Source organism: Arcicella sp. GW822-FHT02H01 (assembly GCF_058802005.1).
The window spans coordinates 1,902,962-1,923,351 of sequence record NZ_JBXANT010000001.1; the positions used below are offsets into that span (position 1 = coordinate 1,902,962).

General features: G+C 35.1%; 19 protein-coding genes. 14 read left to right on the top strand and 5 right to left on the bottom strand.

The features are described from left to right. The first annotated feature begins 22 nt into the window (after positions 1-22). A complete protein-coding gene (locus AC1RNE_RS08050; RefSeq protein ID WP_492800507.1) occupies positions 23-691 on the top strand; it encodes an NAD-dependent epimerase/dehydratase family protein in 669 nt (222 codons plus the stop codon). On the opposite strand, the gene AC1RNE_RS08055 is transcribed toward AC1RNE_RS08050, so the two are convergent. Further along, entirely contained in the window at positions 688-1,812 is a 1,125-nt protein-coding gene (locus AC1RNE_RS08055) for an adenylate/guanylate cyclase domain-containing protein (protein WP_492800508.1), read from the bottom strand. The genes AC1RNE_RS08050 and AC1RNE_RS08055 overlap by 4 nt on opposite strands. A gap of 267 nt (positions 1,813-2,079) precedes the next feature. Between AC1RNE_RS08055 and AC1RNE_RS08060 the strand changes: the two genes are divergently transcribed. The 8 genes from AC1RNE_RS08060 to AC1RNE_RS08095 all read left to right on the top strand — a co-directional run bounded on the left by AC1RNE_RS08060 (position 2,080) and on the right by AC1RNE_RS08095 (position 8,669). Next, on the top strand, positions 2,080-2,826 hold the full coding sequence (locus AC1RNE_RS08060; RefSeq protein ID WP_323246181.1) for an acyl-CoA desaturase: 747 nt from the start codon (positions 2,080-2,082) through the stop codon (positions 2,824-2,826). 117 nt (positions 2,827-2,943) lie between these two features. Next, positions 2,944-3,756, top strand: coding sequence for a phytanoyl-CoA dioxygenase family protein (locus AC1RNE_RS08065; protein WP_492800509.1), 813 nt, complete (start codon positions 2,944-2,946; stop codon positions 3,754-3,756). A 133-nt stretch (positions 3,757-3,889) separates the two neighbouring features. Then, the gene (locus AC1RNE_RS08070) at positions 3,890-4,276 is read left to right on the top strand and encodes a group III truncated hemoglobin (RefSeq protein ID WP_492800510.1); all 387 of its coding nucleotides are present in this window, start codon (positions 3,890-3,892) and stop codon (positions 4,274-4,276) included. 211 nt (positions 4,277-4,487) lie between these two features. Then, positions 4,488-5,567 (top strand): efflux RND transporter periplasmic adaptor subunit, encoded by a 1,080-nt coding sequence (locus AC1RNE_RS08075; RefSeq protein ID WP_492800511.1) that lies wholly within the window; start codon positions 4,488-4,490, stop codon positions 5,565-5,567. Next, entirely contained in the window at positions 5,564-6,823 is a 1,260-nt protein-coding gene (locus AC1RNE_RS08080; RefSeq protein WP_492800512.1) for an ABC transporter permease, read from the top strand. The genes AC1RNE_RS08075 and AC1RNE_RS08080 overlap by 4 nt, the downstream gene beginning before the upstream one ends. 1 nt (position 6,824) lies before the next feature. Continuing rightward, on the top strand, positions 6,825-7,508 hold the full coding sequence (locus tag AC1RNE_RS08085) for an ABC transporter ATP-binding protein (protein ID WP_492800513.1): 684 nt from the start codon (positions 6,825-6,827) through the stop codon (positions 7,506-7,508). Positions 7,509-7,575: 67 nt separating this feature from the next. After that, the gene (locus AC1RNE_RS08090) at positions 7,576-8,088 is read left to right on the top strand and encodes a hypothetical protein (protein ID WP_492800514.1); all 513 of its coding nucleotides are present in this window, start codon (positions 7,576-7,578) and stop codon (positions 8,086-8,088) included. Then, positions 8,085-8,669: a Fic/DOC family protein gene (locus tag AC1RNE_RS08095; RefSeq protein ID WP_492800515.1), complete on the top strand. Its 585-nt coding sequence runs from the start codon at positions 8,085-8,087 to the stop codon at positions 8,667-8,669. The genes AC1RNE_RS08090 and AC1RNE_RS08095 overlap by 4 nt, the downstream gene beginning before the upstream one ends. On the opposite strand, the gene AC1RNE_RS08100 is transcribed toward AC1RNE_RS08095, so the two are convergent. Further along, positions 8,638-8,799, bottom strand: a complete 162-nt coding sequence (locus AC1RNE_RS08100) for a hypothetical protein (RefSeq protein ID WP_492800516.1) — start codon at positions 8,797-8,799, stop codon at positions 8,638-8,640. The genes AC1RNE_RS08095 and AC1RNE_RS08100 overlap by 32 nt on opposite strands. A gap of 158 nt (positions 8,800-8,957) precedes the next feature. Further along, a complete protein-coding gene (locus AC1RNE_RS08105) occupies positions 8,958-11,060 on the bottom strand; it encodes an alpha-amylase family protein (protein ID WP_492800517.1) in 2,103 nt (700 codons plus the stop codon). Positions 11,061-11,226: 166 nt separating this feature from the next. On the opposite strand from AC1RNE_RS08105, the gene AC1RNE_RS08110 reads away from it, so the two are divergent. After that, the gene (locus AC1RNE_RS08110; RefSeq protein ID WP_492800518.1) at positions 11,227-12,213 is read left to right on the top strand and encodes an alpha/beta fold hydrolase; all 987 of its coding nucleotides are present in this window, start codon (positions 11,227-11,229) and stop codon (positions 12,211-12,213) included. Between the two features lie 245 nt (positions 12,214-12,458). On the opposite strand, the gene AC1RNE_RS08115 is transcribed toward AC1RNE_RS08110, so the two are convergent. Beyond that, the gene (locus AC1RNE_RS08115; RefSeq protein WP_492800519.1) at positions 12,459-13,295 is read right to left on the bottom strand and encodes a universal stress protein; all 837 of its coding nucleotides are present in this window, start codon (positions 13,293-13,295) and stop codon (positions 12,459-12,461) included. Positions 13,296-13,481: 186 nt separating this feature from the next. Beyond that, a complete protein-coding gene (gene hemN, locus AC1RNE_RS08120; protein ID WP_492800521.1) occupies positions 13,482-14,843 on the bottom strand; it encodes an oxygen-independent coproporphyrinogen III oxidase in 1,362 nt (453 codons plus the stop codon). 249 nt (positions 14,844-15,092) lie between these two features. Between hemN and ccoS the strand changes: the two genes are divergently transcribed. The 4 genes from ccoS (at position 15,093) to ccoG (ending at position 20,323) form a co-directional block, all read left to right on the top strand. Continuing rightward, positions 15,093-15,236 carry a cbb3-type cytochrome oxidase assembly protein CcoS gene (gene ccoS / locus AC1RNE_RS08125; RefSeq protein ID WP_309913645.1) on the top strand — a complete coding sequence of 48 codons (144 nt, stop codon included), beginning with the start codon at positions 15,093-15,095 and terminating at the stop codon, positions 15,234-15,236. Between the two features lie 142 nt (positions 15,237-15,378). Next, a complete protein-coding gene (gene ccoN, locus AC1RNE_RS08130; protein ID WP_492800522.1) occupies positions 15,379-17,511 on the top strand; it encodes a cytochrome-c oxidase, cbb3-type subunit I in 2,133 nt (710 codons plus the stop codon). Positions 17,512-17,816: 305 nt separating this feature from the next. Then, positions 17,817-18,719 carry a cbb3-type cytochrome c oxidase N-terminal domain-containing protein gene (locus AC1RNE_RS08135; RefSeq protein ID WP_492800523.1) on the top strand — a complete coding sequence of 301 codons (903 nt, stop codon included), beginning with the start codon at positions 17,817-17,819 and terminating at the stop codon, positions 18,717-18,719. 191 nt (positions 18,720-18,910) lie between these two features. Beyond that, a complete protein-coding gene (ccoG, locus tag AC1RNE_RS08140; RefSeq protein ID WP_492800524.1) occupies positions 18,911-20,323 on the top strand; it encodes a cytochrome c oxidase accessory protein CcoG in 1,413 nt (470 codons plus the stop codon). The last annotated feature ends 67 nt before the right edge of the window (positions 20,324-20,390 follow it).

Sequence of the window (20,390 nt, forward strand, 5' to 3'; positions counted from 1 at the left end):
AAAGATATATTTATCCAAAATTATGAAGAAAAAGATAAAAGCAATCATTACGGGGACAACAGGTATGGTTGGCGAAGGTGTTTTACACGAATGCTTACTGCATCCACAAGTTGAAACGGTTTTGGTTGTAAACAGAAAACCTTGTGGTATCAATCATCCAAAATTGATTGAAATTATTCATCAGGATTTCTTCGATTTTTCTTCTATTAAGGATGCCTTATCTGATTACAACGCTTGTTATTTTTGTTTAGGGGTTACTTCTTTAGGAAAAAAAGAACCCGAATATACTAAGCTAACCCATACACTTACGCTTCATATTGCTGGGATTCTCAGTGAATTAAACCCTGATATGACTTTCTGTTATGTTTCTGGGGCAGGTACTGATAGCACCGAAAAAGGTAGAAGTATGTGGGCAAGGGTAAAAGGCAAGACAGAAAACGATTTGATGAAACTGCCTTTCAAAAACGTTTTTGCTTTCAGACCAGGCTATATTCATCCAACTGATGGTTTAAAAAATACTCAGCGTTACTATTCTTACCTTAGTTGGTTATTCCCTATCTTTCAAACACTCTTTCACAACTATGTTTGTACACTCACACAGCTTGGCTTAGCCATGATTAATGCTACGTTGGATGGATATAAAAAGAAAGTTTTAGAAGTAAAAGATATCCACGAATTAGCAGGCATCTAAAACTGTTCGATACTCATAATTTCAATAAGATTCCGTTTCCCCTTTAATAAAACCTCTCCCATTGATTGTACAATGTATTTTTCTGTTACGTTGGCACAGTCAACTATTTCTTTAGAGGCCAATAAATATTTACCATGGTCATTACAGACACTTTGAATCCTAGCCGTAGTATTCAAGGTATCGCCATGATAGGCAATGTCTCTTTTTATATCTCCAATTTCTACAGCCGTTACTTTGCCTAAATGGAGCCCTGCTTTAAACTTTGGCACAAAGCCATATTCATTTTTATAGGCCTCTGCTCTTTTGTTGAATTGTGCTTCGCAGGCAAAATAAAAAGCGATGCATGATAAATCCCTTAGTCCTTCAGATTTTGCCCATGAAATCACAATCTCATCGCCTACATATTGATAAATTTCAGCACGAAACTCAGGTACTACATAATTAATATCCATAAAGCTGTGTTGAATAAAAGCACTGTATTTAATATGTCCTAAGGTTTCGGCAATGCTAGTTGACGACTGCAAATCCATAAACATAAATACTCTTTCTTCTTCTTTGGGCGAGCGATACCTTCCGAGCAAAAGTGGCAATAATACACCAGGTCCAAATTTTTTATTCATCTGGTTGATAAAACTGATGAAAAGATTCATGAAAAAAGTATAAATAAAAAACAACCAAAAGATATACTTCCATGACTGGTCATTGAGCTCTATATGATTTGCATTAAACATCGGGGCAATCATCCGTTCAAAAAGCACAAACCTGATGATAGAGAAAAGTATGAGGAAAACGATAAAAGAAAGAATACCTTTTAGGATGAAGACTCTGCCGAGTGATTTGCTTCTGAAAAAACTATTTTCTAAATAATATTCTATCATTCCAAAAAAAGTACCATACAAAACACCTAGAATGATTGCCAGAATAAAATTAGAAAATGCAGAGTTTTGCACCACAAGCACGAACTCAGAAGAAAGCGAACGAACAAGTAAATAATTGATGGCTCCAAAAAATAGATGTGCTATAATCCAAAAATTTATTTGGATTGATAAATGGGTGAATAAGGGGTATTTAAAAGTTATTCTCCTAGCACGACTTGTATAATCTAATTTTTCTGCTGACATATCAAATTTTATCAAAATGTAACGCGGTTCTGAGGCTCAAACCAACTACAACAAATAAAGCTATTAAGTTCTAAAGCACATAAGGCTTGGTTAATTAATATTCAAATATTTTCTGAGTACCTAATATTAAAGCTTCGAACTCCAATGAAATTATTAAAGATGGTGGATGTTCAAAATCATGCTATTATTAATCATCCTCAGTATCTCCACTGATTTTTATCATATTTTAAGCCTAGCCCTTGCCATAATTTTGTAAAAAAAACTTATATGGCAATTTTAATTTTCTTTGTAGCACACTGGTACTTATCATTATTCTCGCAAACATTTTTTTTACATCGCTATGCAGCACATCAGATGTTCACGATGTCTAAAGGTTGGGAGAAATTCTTTTACTGGTTTACTTTTATTACTCAAGGCTCTTCATTTTTAAGTCCAAAAGCTTATGGTATTATGCATCGCCTACATCATGCTTATGCCGATACCGAAAAAGACCCCCACTCACCAAGTTATTCAGATAACCTTTTCCACATGATGTGGAAAACGAAGGATTATTATAATGCTGTATTGAACGACCGTGCTGGCATTGAGCCTAAATTCTTGAAGGGTGTGCCCTATTATGCTTTGGTTGAAAAACTAGGAGATAAATGGTTTGTAAGAATTGCTTGGGGTGTTTTATACACTTTATTTTATATGAAATTTGCTACGCATGCTTGGGAATATGCCTTATTACCCATCCATTATTTGATGGGTCCTGTTCATGGCGTAATCATCAACTGGTTTGCTCATAAATATGGTTATGTCAATTTTAAAGTAAATGATACGGCTAAAAACTTATTACCTTTTGATTTCTTGATGATGGGTGAATCATACCACAACAATCACCATAAATTAGGTGGCAGAGCCAATTTTGGTATCAAATGGCATGAATTCGACCCTACTTATCCAGTAATCTTAGTACTGAATTTATTACACGTCATCAAACTAAAACGCAATAACGACTTGAATTATATGTAGGTAATTTAGTGAATGAGTGAGTTGTGAATTAGTGATTAATTGTTCTTAAAGTCAAATAAACTAATTGTACTTTCCCATTCACTAAATCACAATTCACTCATTCACAATTAATAACAAATGGACTTTGAGGCAAAAACTTTTACGCTTGGTGAGCAAATAACACCTGAACAAAAAGCGTATTTCGACCAATATGGATTTATTCATTTCAAAAATTTTATTTCAAAAGAAACCGTTGAAGCTTTCAAAAATGAGGCACACCGTGTAGAAAAAGAATGGCTTACGGCAGGTATCGATAAGATGAATGGAATACCCCTCAAATTCGGAAAGGATGAAAAGGGTAATCCTATGATTCAACGTTTATGCTTTTTATCACAACACAGTGCTATCTTGCATGAGTATTTACAAGACCCTCGTTTAAAGGCTTTACTAACTTTGATTCCAGATAATGCGAATCGCATTGGTGAAGATGAAAAAGATGGTTTGGTTTTTAATCATTATGTAAATGCTGATAACAGTAAGTTCTCACAAATGGGTTGGCATACAGATAGTCCAAGAGATTTATTTTTAGGACAAAAAATTCTGAAAATGCTAAATGTGGGTACACATTTGGATGATTGTCCGATGGAAAACGGAGGATTAAGAGTTTTACCGGGTACACATCGATTGAATAAGATGAAAGTGTTATTTTTGAAAAAACAATTCATCGACCATAATCCTGATAAAAACGAAGTTGGTTTAAATATAGAAGCAGGCGATTTAACCGTACACGATGGTGACCTTTGGCACAGAGTAGAAGTTTGCCCGTTTACGGGTGAAAAATCACGCAGAAGAGTGATGTATTTCCCGATTGTTCAAGGAAAATATCAACCCAAAGATCAAAAAAGCAAAACACCATTTTATCATAAATTGGGTAAATTAGTTGTGAAGTAATAGTTGTGATTGAGTGAATTGTGAGTTAGTGAATATTTCAATAGCTTAGTTGAAATATTTACAGAAAATTCGAAATAGTTCGTTAAACAAAATTTAACAATCACTAATTCACTCAATCACTAAATAATCTCCCATGAAAAAAGATTTAGAAAACCGAGCAGACATTGAACTATTAGTCAATAGTTTTTATGATAAAATACGCGACAATGATACTTTAGGCTATATTTTTGACGAAGTAGCCAAAGTAAACTGGGAGAAACATTTACCTAAAATGTATAGTTTTTGGGAGATGATTTTATTCAATAAAGAAGGTTATGAAGGACATCCACTTCGTCCACACCTTGTAATTAACAATCAACATCCACTAAATCCACAACATTTTAATACATGGCTTGAGCTTTTTGAGGCTACCGTCAACGAACATTTTGAAGGAGAAAAAGCAACTGAAATTAAAAGTAGGGCTAAAAATGTAGCGTTGTCATGGGCTTTTAAAATACATCATTTCAATCAACCAGCTTAATAGAAAGAAACGCTAGAGTGATACTTTGGCTACTAATTGATTCACAAAAAACATTAAAGTCTCATCATTAATCTTTGGTTTTCCGCCAACATATCACATAATAATTATAAAAAATACAGCATTAAAACTATTTTATTTTCTACGCTGAATTCGGTACTTTTGAGAAATCTCATAAATACATTGCCCTAAGTACATTTATAATCGAAAACACATGAAAATAATCTATTTTCTATTCCTTTCCCTCCTACTCTTCTCTTGTAAAAAAACGCAAGAACAAATCCAGCCGAAGGTTATCAATATTTCAGAATCTGTGTATGCTTCTGGCATTGTAAAAAGTAAAAATCAATATCAAGTATTTTCTAAAGTAAATGGCATTATTGATGAGCTTTATGTGAAAGAAGGTGATTTTGTACAGAAAGGACAGCCTTTGATGAAAATCTTTAATCAAACTAGCAGATTAAATACTGAAAATGCTGCTTTAATAGTTGAAAATACAGCTATAAATGCCAATGCTGATAAATTGAAAGATTTGAGTATTGCGATAGACTTAGCCCATAAAAAACTTCAAAATGACTCGCTGTTGTTTCTTCGTCAAAGTAACCTTTGGGCACAACAAATAGGTACAAAAGTGGAGCTTGAACAACGGGCATTAGCCTATTCAAATGCTAAAACTGCTTATCAATCTGCTATTTTGAAGTATAAAGAACTAAAACGGCAAGTGAATTTCTCCGCGGCACAGTCAAAAAAAAACCTAGCCATTAACCAGACTATAGAAGCAGACTATACGTTGAAGAGTGAATATACAGGTAGGCTCTATAGTCTTCAAAAAGAAAAAGGTGAAATGGTTAATTTGCAGACTGCCATAGCCGTAATAGGTGACGCCAACCTGTTTAGTCTTGAACTACAAGTAGATGAAGATGATGTAGTAAGCGTAAAAATTGGGCAAAAAATCATGGTATCAATGGATAGTTACCAAGGCAAAGCTTTTGAGTCCATAGTGTATGAAATAGACCCTTTGATGAATGAAAAAACGAGGGCTTTTACGGTAAAGGCAAACTTTACCAAGCAACCAAAACTATTATACCCCAACCTAACGGTAGAAGCAAATATTATCATTCAGACCAAAGAAAAAGCATTGACCATTCCTAGGAACTATTTGGTAGATGATAGTTATGTACTGAATGAAAAAAATGAGAAAGTTAAAGTAAAAATAGGCTTAAAAGATTATCAGTCTGTAGAAATCATTTCAGGTTTAACCGCACAAGACATCATTTTAAAACCTGCCAAATGAACGCAAAACTCATCATCAGCATAGCCAAATCGTTACTATTAGCACGCTGGCGACAAACGCTAGTAGCGGCTGTGGGGGTTACTTTTAGTATTACCATGTTCATTACGCTACTAGGATTTATGAATGGTCTAAATGACTTATTAGATAATTTAATCCTGAATCGTACTCCACACGTTAGGCTTTTTAATGAAATCAAAGCCAATAAAAACCAACCTATTGATATTTCAGAACGTTATAAAGCCTATCATAATTTTATTCGTTCTATCAAACCTAGTGGTAATAGTATTGAAATTCGCAATAATGGGCTCATCATGCAGGCACTGCGTAATGATGATAGAGTATTAGGCATTTCACCTAAAATGACAGCTCAAGTATTTTATAACATCGGGGATATTGATATTACTGGTGTAGTAAATGGGATAGATGTAGAAGCCGAAAGCAAACTATTTTTCTTTCAAGACTACGTTACAGAGGGCTCGTCACTTGATTTAAAAAATGTTCCTAATAGTATTATTCTTGGAAAAGGAGCAGCAGATAAAATGTTGGCTAAAATTGGCGATGTTATCCAGATTACAACTCCCAAAGGCGAGCGTTTTCCACTGAAAGTCGTTGGTTTTTTTCAATCGGGTATTGTTGAAATTGATAAAGTACAAAGCTATGCGTCAATAAAAACGGCACAGAAATTATTAGGGCAAACCAATAGTTATATAACAGACATTCAAGTTAAGCTAAAAGATATGAAACAGGCTCCTGCGTTGAGCAAGGAGTATGCGCATATTTTCAATACTGATGCCGAAGATATTCAAACTGCCAATTCGCAATTTGAAACTGGGAGTTCTATACGCACGTTAATTTCTTATGCCGTTGGTATCACCTTACTGATTGTGGCTGGTTTCGGCATATATAATATCCTGAATATGATGATTTATGAAAAAATGGATACAATTGCCATTTTAAAAGCAACTGGGTTTTCGGGCAAAGATGTAAATAGAATCTTTATTACAATAGCTTTGAGTATTGGATTCTTTGGTGGAATTACGGGTTTGGCTTGTGGTTTTTTGCTTTCTTCTATCATCGACCAAATCCCCTTTAATACAGCAGCTTTACCCACCGTAACGACTTATCCAATCAATTATAATCTTAAATTTTATTTGATTGGAATATCCTTCTCGTTAATCACAACCTATTTCGCTGGACTTTTTCCTGCCCGAAAAGCAAGTAAAATCGACCCTGTGGACATTATTAGAGGAAAATAATATGCAACACTCGACCATCATTGAGGCAAAAGCCATCAACAAAAGCTTTCATGACCCTATAACAATCCCTATTTTGAAGGATATTAACTTTTCTATCAATAAAGGTGAGTTTACTTCTATCGTCGGGAAATCAGGTTGTGGAAAATCTACGCTGTTATATATTCTTTCTACGATGGATACCGACTATGAAGGCGAATTGCTGATTGATGGCGTTAGTATGCAAGACAAAAAAGAGCAGGATTTAGCCCGAGTGCGTAATGAAAAGATTGGCTTTGTATTTCAGTTTCATTATTTATTGAATGAATTTACGGTATTGCAAAACGTAATGTTGCCAGGCTTAAAGCTGAATAAATATTCGGAGGAAGAATTAGAACATAGAGCGATGGAGCATCTTAGGAAATTGGGTATCGAAAAACAAGCGATGAAAAGTGCCACTCAGCTTTCGGGTGGAGAAAAACAAAGAGTTGCGATTGCCAGAGCCTTAATCAACGACCCACTTATTATCATGGGCGACGAACCCACAGGAAACTTAGATAAGAAGAATACAGAAGTGGTTTTTGATATTTTTCAACAACTAGCCATAGAATATCAACAAGCCCTACTTATCGTTACCCACGACCCAAGCTTTGCCAGTAGAACTAATCGAATTATTGAGATGGAGGATGGTAGAGTGGTAAAGAGTTAAAATAATTTTATTTCTATTATTTTTGATAATTAAAATGGCTAAATCAATTAAATAGAATGCTAGAACTATGAACAGAAGGCAGAGAGATGAGTTAAAAAGTAGATTAAAAGCTTTAGCATACTACCAAATTGCTGGTGGTGTTTATGGTATTTGCAATATAATTTGGGTTCTTGCTACCCATCTAATTACAATAAATGGACTCTTATTATTATTAGTAGTCTTTATTCCTTTTACAATTCTTAACTCCTACTCTATTTTTGTTGGACAACAATTATTGAAAGGTAAAATTGAAAATGGCTTAAAACATTCAATGATTAATCAGGCATTACAAGTATTTTATTTTGAATTGTTTGGATATGCTTACAAATTCGTTGCAGGTATTGGAGGAATCTTTACTATAGATTATACAGATGACCTACTTTTAAGAACCACATTTTCTTTTCCTACCTCCCAATTGTCAATCAATCTTAATGGTGATTTAGTAATTATTGGAATAAACTTAATACCATTGTTTTTGATTAGATTTATTATCAAGGCTCAGGGAAAAATCGAAGAATTAAGTTATGAATTTAGGCTATGAAATATCAGATTCAATATGATCAAAATGAACATCTACCAAATTTACTTGGACTAAAATCCAGCGCAGAAATTGCTTTAATGGAGTTTGAAGGCTTTTTGAAAGCAGAAATTTTTTTAACAGAAAGTTTGAAAGCTAGTACGCCAATTAATGTAAAATATATTTGCCAAATACATAGATTAGCTTTTGAAAACTTGTATGATTTTGCAGGGAAATATCGAACTGTAAACCTATCAAAAGCTGGATTTGTATTTGCTTCAGCTCAATTTTTACAGCAAAGTATGTTAAAATTTGAAGAAGATTTTTTAAAAGAAATACCAATATCAGAAAACATTATAAAATTGGCAGCTAGAGCTCATGCAGAACTTCTATTCATTCATCCTTTTAGAGAGGGCAATGGGAGAACTTCAAGAATATTCACCAATTTGTATTGTAAAAAATACGGATATCAATCGCCAAAATGGGAATTAATAACTGAACAAAATCTAATGGAAATTTATATCAGAAGCGTTCAACAAGCGGGCTTACAAAATTATGAACCAATGGAACAACTTATTGAGCAGATTTGGGGAGGCTCTTTATAACCTTAACTAACACTTCTTGTCCCACAGATTCAGGAATCACAATACCTTCTATACGAGCAGAAGCAATGGCAGAGGCTAAAATACCCTGTCTGAGGCTTTCTGTATTTGTAATATTTAATTTCTTTTTCATGTTTAAAATTACGAAATAAATAACCCTTTAACAATGAAAGTGCCAAATAAAACAACTTTGCTTTAGCTCCATTTGAACAATATCAAACAAAGCAAACATTAATAAAACCAAAACTTCTCTCTGTAAAGAATTCTACCCAAATAGGCGTACTCCCCAAACTATCTATCCATTACAATCCCTTCATACTCTCCTATCTTAGCTAATTTAAAACTGATAAAGCCATCTTTCCAAACATATTTTATGGGGGCTTTAGTACTTAAATAATACACCTTAGTAGGTCTAAAACTGGTCTTAATTTTAAAAGAACGTTCGTACACAGGTAATGCATTAAAATACGAATTACCGCTAAAGCCCGTCAGGTTAATTAAGTGCATAATTAGCCCATCCGTATTTTTTGCAGATACATTAGTAGTAATATTCTTACGATATTCCTGCAAGATTATCTCTATGCGTTCGGGGGCATTGGTTTGTATTAGTTCAGTGGCTTTGGGCATAATATAATCTACGGCGTCTAACAATATATTTTTATGTTGCTCATAGCCGTGTAAATAATATAATTTCCCCAAATTGATAGGCAAAATAATCGCTTTACTCTTGGGAAATTCTTTCATTGCCATGGCAAAATAATTAGTTGGCTCGTGCCCTCCAATAATTTCTGGCGGACCGGGTCTGCCTTTACTTAGAATAGGCAAAAAGGTTTTGTCTGCTCCCGAAAAATCGTATAACCCTAAATTAAATTTCCAGAATAACATTGTTTGCAATTTGAATCTTTTAAAAACTTCGGCATTATCTGGTTTTAAATAAAATCCTGAACCTTCATGGTCTTTATTAATGATTTTTGCCCCAAACAAGCTTTGTAACGTTTCGGGACTGTCAAAAAATGTACGATTTGTGGCTATCAAATTGGTTCCTGCACTACTAGCTTCTTGTAGAATTTGTATGGCTTCTGGTTTTAGGTAAGTGATTTCTGGAAGGATAATCAACTGATATTTTTTTACTTTCTCTGCTAAATTCGCTATTTGGGCATCTTCAATAATATCAAAGGGAATATGAGCTTCTTTCAACATCAACTGAATTCCTCTGTATTCTTGCATGGGGTCGCCACTTGGCCAAGAGCCTGGGGCAATCAATGCTATTTTAGCTACTGAGGTATAATTGCCAAAATAAGCTTCATGTTTTTTATGAAAAGCGTAAATCTTTTTGAATACTGGGAAATTTCTTTCGTCTTCATAACCACGCATATCTCCCATCATACTCAAATCTAAGCCTGAACCATTAGCGATATTTTCGTAAAGTCTAATGCTTACCTCCTCTGGTTCGGCTGCATTATAGCGTGACTGAAAGGATATTTGTTGAATACTACTATTACTAATAATATGCTGTGGAAATGAATTTCGGGCATTGTTTACATTATCAGAGGCAGTATAAGGCCAATAAGGCAAGTTGCTGGTCTGAGATTCATGTCGAATAATATCAACGTGTTTATCTAAATAGGTGCAAATAGCAATCTGTTCATTTTTAGACTTTACCAGTTTGTGCAGTTTCTCTGACCAATCTTCAATCGTACTTTTTTTGAAGGCCAAGTATTTTTGAAAAACAGGGTCGGCTTTGTCTTCTACAGTGGGCAAGGTCAACCCATTGCTATATTCTGCAAAACGTTTTTTATCATATTCATTTTGGTCTATTCCCTGATATTTTCCTTCATAAGGATTATTTACTTGGTAGCCAGGCATATTCAAGAAAATACCATCTATCGGGAAAAAATCTATTACCTCCTCAATAATTTTAAAAGCTTTTTCTTGTACATAAGGAGCATTAATTGATACTACATACATATCGGTATTGATAATCCGCTCATTTTTGGGGGAAATATAACACCAATCTGGATGAGCTTTAAAGATGCTTTCTTGTACTCGACTAAAATCAAAACGGACAATTACTTTGATATTATGCTGGTGGCATTTCTGTACTACTTCTTTCAGCATATTATCTTTCATCCACGGATTTTTGTAATGAAAATCTAGCTTGGTGTCATAAAATGCCATAATTCCTCCCGCATTGATGATTAAGGTATTGGCAGAAAAAGTTATCAAATCTTTTACTAAAGAATCTGGATTGAGGGTTGCAGCCTCATAAGCAGGAAGATTGGTTTGGATTACTCGGAGATTATTTCGTTTCCACCAAAAATCGGTGTTTGATTCTTGAGAAAATACTAGATTGGTCAAAAAAATAAAGACTATCGATAAGAAAGATTTTTTCATGTGCTAATGCTTGAGAGTGAACAAAATAAAAGTAAAACAAAAATCTGAAAGTAAAGGAAGGGTTTATAGGCAACAATATTTTCTTTTAGCTTATATTTTCATGATAGACATCCGTTTTTATGAAGTTTGTATATTTACCAAATATTAAAACAAAACCTTATTTAGCATGAAAAAACTTTTTATTATCGTACTATTATTATCCTTAGTTAAATCGACTTTTGCTCAACAAAAGTTTTATCAGATTGGTGATTATATTTTAGAAAATGGTCAAACACTAAAAGACTGTAAAATTGGTTATCGTACCTTTGGAAAGCTGAATGCTCACAAGTCAAATGCGATATTAGTCCCTACTTGGTTTACTGGGACGAGTCAACAAAAATCTTTTATCGCCAACCCAAGTGATATTGCCGACAGCACTAAATACTTTGTCATCGTTGTAGATGCTCTTGGCAATGGCGTTTCCTCCTCTCCTTCTAATAGTATTACCCAAAAAGATAAACTTTTTCCCACAATCAGTATTCGCGATATGGTGAATACTGAATATAAATTGGTAAAAGAATCGTTAAAAATCAATCATTTATATGCAGTAACAGGTATTTCAATGGGTGGAATGCAGTCTTTCCAGTGGATGGTTAGTTATCCTGATTTTGTTGATAAAATTGTACCTATTATTGGTAGTCCAAAGCAAAGTTCTTATGACAAATTGTATTGGAATCTACAGTTGAATATTATTGAGAGAGGTCAATATTCCAATGAGACGATGAAGACTATCAATGCCTTACACCAGTTAAACTTATGGACGCCTAGTTCCAGAGAAGAAAATACACAGTCGGACGATTATGCTAATTATATCAAAAAGATTGAGGAGGATGCATTGAAACTAAACCCTTATGACTGGGCGATACAATTAAAGGCAATGATTAATCATGATATTTTTCAAGGAAAAAAGCCAGAAGAAATTGCCACAAAAGTAAAGGCAAAGGTAATGATAGTGGTTGCTATTCAAGACCACATGGTAAATCCACAAGCGGCAATTCGTTTTGGAAAATTATTAAAAGCCCCGATAGTAGAGCTTACGGGCAATTGTGGACACATGGCTACTTCTTGTGAAGGGGATAAAATGCGTGCCCATGTTAAAGGCTTTTTGGATTAGGATTTATTTTTAGGCAGTGGCTTAAGTCCTACTCATTACCCATAAGTTTATAAATTATTAATAATCAAATACTTATCTCTAGCGAGGGACTTAAGTCCCTCGCTAGAGATGAGGGCTTCAACGCTTGGTTTTAAAGACTATTTATGTACATTTAAGCTAATTTGATCAATAATAACATTTCTATTTCAACTTTTTAAAAGATGTGGGTAATCAGTAGGGCTTAACTCTCCGCCTAAAAATAACCTTTATAACTCTTCTTTCAACTGAAAAGTAAGTACAGGTAATGGAGAACTAAGAATTACTTGTTTAGACTTACTAGGATCTACAATCTGACTTAAGAAATTACGATGATGAGAAGCCAGTACAATCAAATCTGCACCTTGCTTTTTAGCTGCTTTTAAAATACCCTCAGATACATTGTCAGCTTTGATAGTACTGATTTCAAAGTTTTCTTTCACAAAAGTACCCTTTATCTGAGTGATAAATTGTTCATCTGATTGAATATTGGGTTCAAATGAAGCTTCTATTTTTACAAGATTTACTTTAGCCTTTAATCCGTGCGTGATAGCAAACAATTGTGCTAATATATCACTTTCATCAAATTCTAACTGGGTAGCATATAACACTTGTTTGATAGCTACATTTTCTACATGTTGAGGAATTGCTAACACAGGAATAGTAGATTTGGCTGTGATATGTGCAGCATTACTGCCTATTAACTTATTCAAAAAACCACCAGAACCTGTTCTACCAATCACTAATAAATCTATTTCATGTTTTTCAATAGTATCAAAAACACCAGATGTAACATCATTCAATTCCAACAATGTTTCATATGCTAAGCCCGCTTCTTTTATTTCTTTTACGAAAGGAGCAAACTGTATATTCATACTTTGAAACTGCTCATTCACAGATTCTAACATCAATAAAGAATCACCATAGATGCCAGGCTCTGTATAATAAGGTAAATAAGTATGTAATAAATAGATTTTGGCCTTATAAGGCTTTGCTATTAAGATAGCATATTGTAAAGTTTTGTGTGAGCTTTCCGAAAAATCGGTTGCAACTAGGATATTTTTCATGGTTTGTAAATTGGTTTAATACAAAACGCTGTATTTTTTGATTTATTAGACTAATGAATATCAACCTTTTATTCGAATTTAGTCATATTAAAAGCATTATGATTTTATAAATAAATTTTCATACCAACTACTAACAAATAAAACCCAAAATCTACCTTGTAGATTTACTTTAGGATAAAACAAGCCCTAAACTGTTTGCGAAAACAATTTCTTTGCTGTATTTGCTTGTAACATTCTTTTGTCAAAAGCCATGCATATATTTCTAATAAAAGGTCGTCCTACTGGGTTTACTTCTAACGAATTGGCATCATAAGTCAATAGTTCGTCCTGCTTAAAGCCTTCTAGCTTTTCAAACAGTGTTTGTTTTTCTTCAAAGCTAAATTCTACATCATCCCAAGAGGTAGCAAACTGACACATAATATCAAGTATCTGTTGACGAACTGTTAAATCCTCCTCCGTCAGAATATGTCCTTTCAAAATCGGCAGTTCATTATTTGCTATCATGTTTTGGTACTCATCAATATCCTTCACATTTTGTGAGAAAGCACTCCAAGAATCACTAATTGAGGATACTCCTAGCCCCAACAATACCTTTGTTTGGGTAGTGGTATAACCCATAAAGTTTCTGTTTAAGGTACCTTGTTGCATGGCTTTATACATAGCATCGTGCGGTAACGCAAAATGATCCATCCCGATTTCAGCATAGCCGTTTTCTTCAAAAAGCATTCTGCCTGTTTCATAAAGCTTCCGTTTTTGTTCAGCCGAAGGTAAATCTTCGTCTTTAAAACCTCGCTGGCCACTTCCTTTAATCCAAGGTACATGTGCATAAGAATAAAAAGCCAATCTATCAGGCTGTAATTCAATCGTTTTAGCAATAGTGTCCTCAATAGAGGATACTTGCTGAAAGGGTAAGCCAAATACTAAATCGTGGCTAATAGACTCATAACCGATGGCTCTACTCCATTCCGTTACTTGTCTTACGTTTTCAAAGGGTTGTATTCTATGAATAGCTTTTTGAACGATAGGGTCATAATCTTGTACTCCAAAGCTTACTCTTTTAAAGCCTATATCATATAATGTTTTTAGGTGTTCATGAGACGTATTATTAGGATGGCCTTCAAAACTAAATTCATAAGCTGAATTAATAGTGGCATGTTTTAAAATACCATTTATTAATAAATCCAACATTTCTGGCGCAAAGAAACTCGGCGTACCGCCTCCCAAATGAATTTCTGCGATGTTCGGTTTTTCAGAAAAATGATTTAAATACAATTGCCATTCTTTCAAAACCGCCTCTATATAAGGTTTTTCTACCTGATGATTTTTAGTAATACGCTTATTGCATCCACAAAAAGTACAAAGACTTTCACAATAGGGAAGATGAATATATAGGCTAATACCTGTGGCTGTATTGGTAGTTTCAAAAGTATCACTTAACGAAGACAACCACGCATTTTCTCCGAAACTATCATCCTGCCAGAAAGGTACCGTCGGATAGCTTGTATAGCGTGGGCCGGGCACATTGTATTTATTAATTAATGTATTCATAAGTGGTGATTAGTAAACAGTGATTGGCATTTCAAATTCCTAGTTGTCATTTGTTTACCATAAATAATAACCTTGTTTAAATTATATTGATTACTTAGCTCAAAAGTAGCTTTAAATCCTCACCAAGTCTTATGATTTTTATCAGTTTAGTTACTGATAAATCCTTGTATAGGCTCTGACTTATCTCATGGTCAAAGCAAGTCTTTTAGGCGAATTTTGAGGCATAAATAATGCTAAAATCTTCAAAAAATGCAAGTTATCTTCTTTATGATTGGTATAAGTTTATTGATGGCCCTAGGTTTTCTTGGGGCTTTCTTCTGGTCGATGTCTAAAGGACAAAATGATGATTTACATACACCCGCTATGCGGATTTTATTTGAAGACAAAGACTAAAAACCCTCCCCACCATGAAAAACAACACACAAAATCAAAACAGTCAGGAACAGAAAAAATGTACTTGTGACAAAGACTGTAAACGATGCAAAGCCCTGAAAGAAATTGACTTTGAGCTAATTAACCAGAAATAAATAATATTATGTCAGCGATCAATACTAATGTAGAACATTTTGAGTACGACAATAAAATCGTCCGAAATTTTGCACTTGCCTCTATTATTTTTGCCATAGTGGGCTTGCTAGTCGGAGTACTTATTGCCACTCAACTCTTTATGCCTTCTGCCAACATTACGCAATACTTTACTTTTGGCCGTATTCGTGCATTACACACTAATGCTGTAATCTTTGCCTTTGTAGGAAATGCTATTTTTGCAGGAATTTATTATTCTTTACAACGTCTTTGTAAAGCCCGTTTGTATAGCGACTTACTGTCGAAGATTCACTTTTGGGGTTGGCAATTAATCATTCTATCGGCTGCCATTACGCTTCCTTTAGGGATGAGTACCTCTAAGGAATATGCAGAATTAGAATGGCCTATCGATATCGCCATTGCCTTGATTTGGGTAGTATTTGGTATCAATATGTTTGGTACTATTCTAAAACGCCGCGAACGTCACTTATACGTAGCCATCTGGTTTTATATCGCTACTTTCGTTACAATTGCCTTATTGCATATTGTTAACTCGTTAGCTATTCCAATATCATGGACAAAAAGTTACTCAATATACGCAGGTGTACAAGATGCCTTAGTACAATGGTGGTACGGACACAATGCTGTGGCATTCTTCCTGACAACGCCATTTTTAGGATTGATGTACTATTTCTTGCCTAAAATGGCTAACCGCCCTGTTTATTCTTATAAATTATCAATCCTCCACTTTTGGTCATTGATTTTCTTATATATCTGGGCTGGGCCACACCACTTACTTTATACAAGCTTACCCGACTGGGCACAATCATTAGGAACTGTTTTCTCTATCATGCTGATTGCTCCATCTTGGGGTGGTATGATTAACGGTTTGCTTACGCTACGTGGTGCTTGGGATAGTGTACGAGAAGACCCTCGATTAAAAATGATGGTAGTGGGTATTACAGCCTACGGTATGGCTACTTTTGAAGGACCGATGCTTTCTTTGAAAAACATCAATGCTATTGCTCACTATACCGACTGGATTCCTGCACACGTACACGTAGGTGCGTTGGGTTGGAATGGCTTCCTTTCATTCGCCATCATGTATTATATGATTCCTAAGATTTATGGAAACCAGATGTTCTCTAAAAAATTGATGAACACTCACTTCTGGTTAGGTACTTTAGGGATTTTGTTCTGGGCTGTGCCCATGTATATCGCTGGTTTTACACAAGGGATGATGTGGAAAGAGTTTACAGCAGAAGGTAATTTAAAATATGCCAACTTCTTGGAAACTACCCTACAAATTATACCAATGTACATGATGCGTGCTTTAGGGGGTGTTTTCTACTTATCTGGTGCGTTGATTGGTGCTTACAATATCTTCAAAACAATGCTTGTAGGCAAATTAGTAGCCAACGAAGCTGCTCAGGCTCCTGCACTAGAAAAAGTATTTGTGGCACAAGGAACTGATACTTATTGGCATAGATGGCTCGAACGTAAACCAATGCCTTTGTTAGTAGGAGCTTTAGTAGTAGTAGCGATAGGGTCTTTGATTGAATTGATGCCTACTTTAATGGTAAAATCTAATGTGCCAACCATCGCTTCGGTAATGCCTTATACGCCTTTAGAATTACAAGGTAGAGATTTATACATTCGTGAGGGTTGTGTTTCTTGTCATAGTCAGATGATTCGTCCTTTCCGTTCAGAAACTGAAAGATATGGTGAATATTCTAAAGCAGGCGAATTTGTGTATGACCACCCATTCTTGTGGGGTTCAAAAAGAACAGGACCAGATTTACATCGCGAGGGAGGAAAGTATCCAGATTCTTGGCATTATCACCACATGCGTGAACCAAGTTCTATGTCGCCAGGCTCTATTATGCCTAACTATGATTGGCTGTTAACGCAAACGTTGAATAGTTCGAATACAAAAGACAAACTAAAAGCCATGAAGACTTTAGGCGTGCCTTATGATGAATACGCTATTCAGCATGCTGATGAAGACCTTAACATTCAAGCAAAAGGTATTGCAGATAACTTAGCCAAAGAGGGCATTAAAGTTACTCCAGACAAAGAAATCATTGCCTTGATTGCTTATCTGCAAAGAATAGGTACTGATATTAAAAAAGGAGAAAAGTAAATTTCCCTTCCTGTCACCACTATTTAAATAGCTGATAATCAAAACATACACCAATAGCCCTTCTGTATGTCTCCCCTTCTCTTAATGAGAAGGGAGCAGAGGGTGAGGTTCCTTTTTTAAACAACCAAGAAGATGTTCAGACAATTGCTAAATAAAGTTCAAGGAGCTGATGTTCCTATGATTACTTCTCTTCTGATATTTTTTGTGTTTTTCTTAATGGTCGGAGTTTATCTGTTCATTATTGATAAAAAACACCTTCAGTACATGAGCCACTTACCCCTAGAGGAAAACAATTAAGACAAGCGATGAAAAAGATATATATATTCTCATTTTTATTAGGCTCGCATCAAATCTTTGCAGCCGATGCTCCACAAAAAGAGTACTTTTTCGGTGGTATCAAAACTGGTGAAGACCTCCTCATGGTCTCATTATTGGGCATTTTAATCATTGTTTGTATTATTATTTGTTTCCTTGCCTACGGATTACAGCAAAAAGTGAATGCTTATTTGAAGCCTACACAGCAAATTGATGAGGCTTATGAGCAAGCCATGCAAAATCGTACTTTCTGGCAAAAATTAGCCAGTTTGAAGCCATTATCAATGGAAAAGGATTTGGAAATGGAACATAAGTATGATGACATTGCCGAGTTGGACAACCCTACTCCTCCGTGGTTTATGTACCTTTTCTATGCTACTATTGTGTTTGCAGTTATCTATTTAGTAGGTTTTCATATCATTGGTAATGGTAAAATTATGGTAACAGAATATACTGAGGAGGTAACCATTGCCGAAAAAGCCCGCGAGGAGTACATGAAGAAATTTGCCAATGCTGTTAACGAAGACAATGTAAAAGTGTTGGGAGACCCTAAATCGTTAGAAAGTGGAGCTAAAATTTATACACAAAACTGTGTGGCTTGTCACGGAGAAAAAGCGGAAGGGAAAGTTGGACCAAACCTTACTGACGAATTTTGGCTACATGGTGGCTCTGCAAAAAATATATTCCATACCATTACCGAAGGTGTACCCGAAAAAGGGATGATTTCATGGAAAAAGTCATTGAATCCTATTCAGGTACAGGAGGTGCTTAGTTATATCGTTTCATTGAAGGGCACTAACCCGCCGAATCCGAAAGAACCTCAGGGAGAAAAATACGACGCCTCTGAAGCTTCGGCAGATTCAACAGCTAACAAAACCACAAGTGTTCATTAAAGTAAAATTGATACAATCCCCTAAGCGTAAAACACACTTAGGGGATTTGCTTTCTAACATTAAACAGATAAAATCGTAATAAGAAGTGATTAGAAATTAGTTATTGGTGATTAGAAAACACTCACATTTCGATGAGTAAAATAACATAAACTAATTATTACAGTCACTTACGATGATTATTTGCAAAACTTATGAAACAGGCAAAAATTGATACAAGCAATTACCGCGACCACCTCTCGAATGTTACAGAAACTGGTAAGCGTATCTGGATTTATCCTCGTATTGTCATCGGAAATTTTTATAAACTTCGAACCTACTTTTCATGGTTATTATTAGGACTACTTTTCGGTCTTCCTCTTATTGAAGTTGATGGTCACCCTGTGTTTATGTTTAATGTTATTGAAAGAAAATTCATCTTTTGGGGAGTAACTTTTTTTCCACAAGATTTCCATTTAGTAGCCATTGGTTTACTTACTTTTATTGTTTTCGTCATTCTCTTTACAGTTATTTTTGGTAGAATTTGGTGTGGGTGGGCTTGTCCGCAAACTATTTTTATGGAAATGCTTTTCAGAAAAGTAGAGGTATTGATTGAAGGCGACCATAATGCCCAAAGAAGATTGGATGCCGAAACTTGGACAACTGAAAAAATCTGGAAAAAGACCCTTAAACATGGTATTTTTGTATTGCTTTCTTTCTTGATTGCCAATACTTTTTTGGCTTATATTATTGGTAAAAGAGCATTATTAGCAATCATGCTAGATAATCCACTCGACCACCTCGCAGGGCTTTTTGCCATCATTATTTTTACGGCTGTTTTTTATTTTGTGTTCGCGCGTTTTCGCGAATTGGTTTGTATTGTAGTTTGCCCGTATGGACGCTTACAGGGGGTAATGTTGGATAAAAAATCCATCGTTGTGGTTTATGATTTCCTTAGAGGTGAGCCTCGAGGGAAAAAACAAACTGCTGAAGAAAAGAAGGTAGCTCCTATAGCACATGGTTCTTGTATCGACTGTAAAATATGCGTGCAAGTTTGTCCAACAGGTATCGACATCCGCAATGGTACGCAATTAGAATGCATCGGCTGTACGGCTTGTATCGATGCTTGCGATGAGGTAATGGATAAAATCAGCGAACCGCGCGGATTGATTCGCTATGCTTCTCAGGAAGGTATCGAGCAAAAGACCAAACTAACATTTAATACCAGAATTGCTTCTTACTCTTTTATATTGGTGGCTTTGTTAAGCATCCTGGGTTATTTATTAATGACCAGAAATATTATTGAAACCACTATTCTGAGGGCTCAAGGGCTTACTTATCAGGAAAATAAAAATGGAACGGTTTCAAACCTTTATAATGTACAAGTATTGAATAAAAGTTATAAAGCTATGCCTGTACAGTTTAAGATAAACCAACAAAATGCACAGATTAAAATGATTGGCAAGGCTTTGGTAGTTCAGCCAGGGGAATTAGCCGAATCATCATTTTTCATTGAGATTCCAAACAAATCACTCACCGATGGAAGTGTGAAATTGGATATTGAAATAATTTCAGAGGGCAGAGTAATTGATCATGTAAAAACAAAATTCCTCGGCCCGATTCTTTAGGGGACTGGAGGATTAGGGACTTTAGGATTTGAAGAAGCTAGACTTTAGATTAGAAGACTTTAGGACT

What these genes read in the sequence shown, in the direction of transcription:
- AC1RNE_RS08050 (WP_492800507.1), top strand. Translation starts at nt 23, where the DNA reads ATGAAGAAAAAGATAAAAGCAATCATTACGGGGACAACAGGTATGGTT.
- AC1RNE_RS08055 (WP_492800508.1), bottom strand. Translation starts at nt 1,812, where the DNA reads ATGTCAGCAGAAAAATTAGATTATACAAGTCGTGCTAGGAGAATAACT.
- AC1RNE_RS08060 (WP_323246181.1), top strand. Translation starts at nt 2,080, where the DNA reads ATGGCAATTTTAATTTTCTTTGTAGCACACTGGTACTTATCATTATTC.
- AC1RNE_RS08065 (WP_492800509.1), top strand. Translation starts at nt 2,944, where the DNA reads ATGGACTTTGAGGCAAAAACTTTTACGCTTGGTGAGCAAATAACACCT.
- AC1RNE_RS08070 (WP_492800510.1), top strand. Translation starts at nt 3,890, where the DNA reads ATGAAAAAAGATTTAGAAAACCGAGCAGACATTGAACTATTAGTCAAT.
- AC1RNE_RS08075 (WP_492800511.1), top strand. Translation starts at nt 4,488, where the DNA reads ATGAAAATAATCTATTTTCTATTCCTTTCCCTCCTACTCTTCTCTTGT.
- AC1RNE_RS08080 (WP_492800512.1), top strand. Translation starts at nt 5,564, where the DNA reads ATGAACGCAAAACTCATCATCAGCATAGCCAAATCGTTACTATTAGCA.
- AC1RNE_RS08085 (WP_492800513.1), top strand. Translation starts at nt 6,825, where the DNA reads ATGCAACACTCGACCATCATTGAGGCAAAAGCCATCAACAAAAGCTTT.
- AC1RNE_RS08090 (WP_492800514.1), top strand. Translation starts at nt 7,576, where the DNA reads ATGAACAGAAGGCAGAGAGATGAGTTAAAAAGTAGATTAAAAGCTTTA.
- AC1RNE_RS08095 (WP_492800515.1), top strand. Translation starts at nt 8,085, where the DNA reads ATGAAATATCAGATTCAATATGATCAAAATGAACATCTACCAAATTTA.
- AC1RNE_RS08100 (WP_492800516.1), bottom strand. Translation starts at nt 8,799, where the DNA reads ATGAAAAAGAAATTAAATATTACAAATACAGAAAGCCTCAGACAGGGT.
- AC1RNE_RS08105 (WP_492800517.1), bottom strand. Translation starts at nt 11,060, where the DNA reads ATGAAAAAATCTTTCTTATCGATAGTCTTTATTTTTTTGACCAATCTA.
- AC1RNE_RS08110 (WP_492800518.1), top strand. Translation starts at nt 11,227, where the DNA reads ATGAAAAAACTTTTTATTATCGTACTATTATTATCCTTAGTTAAATCG.
- AC1RNE_RS08115 (WP_492800519.1), bottom strand. Translation starts at nt 13,295, where the DNA reads ATGAAAAATATCCTAGTTGCAACCGATTTTTCGGAAAGCTCACACAAA.
- hemN (WP_492800521.1), bottom strand. Translation starts at nt 14,843, where the DNA reads ATGAATACATTAATTAATAAATACAATGTGCCCGGCCCACGCTATACA.
- ccoS (WP_309913645.1), top strand. Translation starts at nt 15,093, where the DNA reads ATGCAAGTTATCTTCTTTATGATTGGTATAAGTTTATTGATGGCCCTA.
- ccoN (WP_492800522.1), top strand. Translation starts at nt 15,379, where the DNA reads ATGTCAGCGATCAATACTAATGTAGAACATTTTGAGTACGACAATAAA.
- AC1RNE_RS08135 (WP_492800523.1), top strand. Translation starts at nt 17,817, where the DNA reads ATGAAAAAGATATATATATTCTCATTTTTATTAGGCTCGCATCAAATC.
- ccoG (WP_492800524.1), top strand. Translation starts at nt 18,911, where the DNA reads ATGAAACAGGCAAAAATTGATACAAGCAATTACCGCGACCACCTCTCG.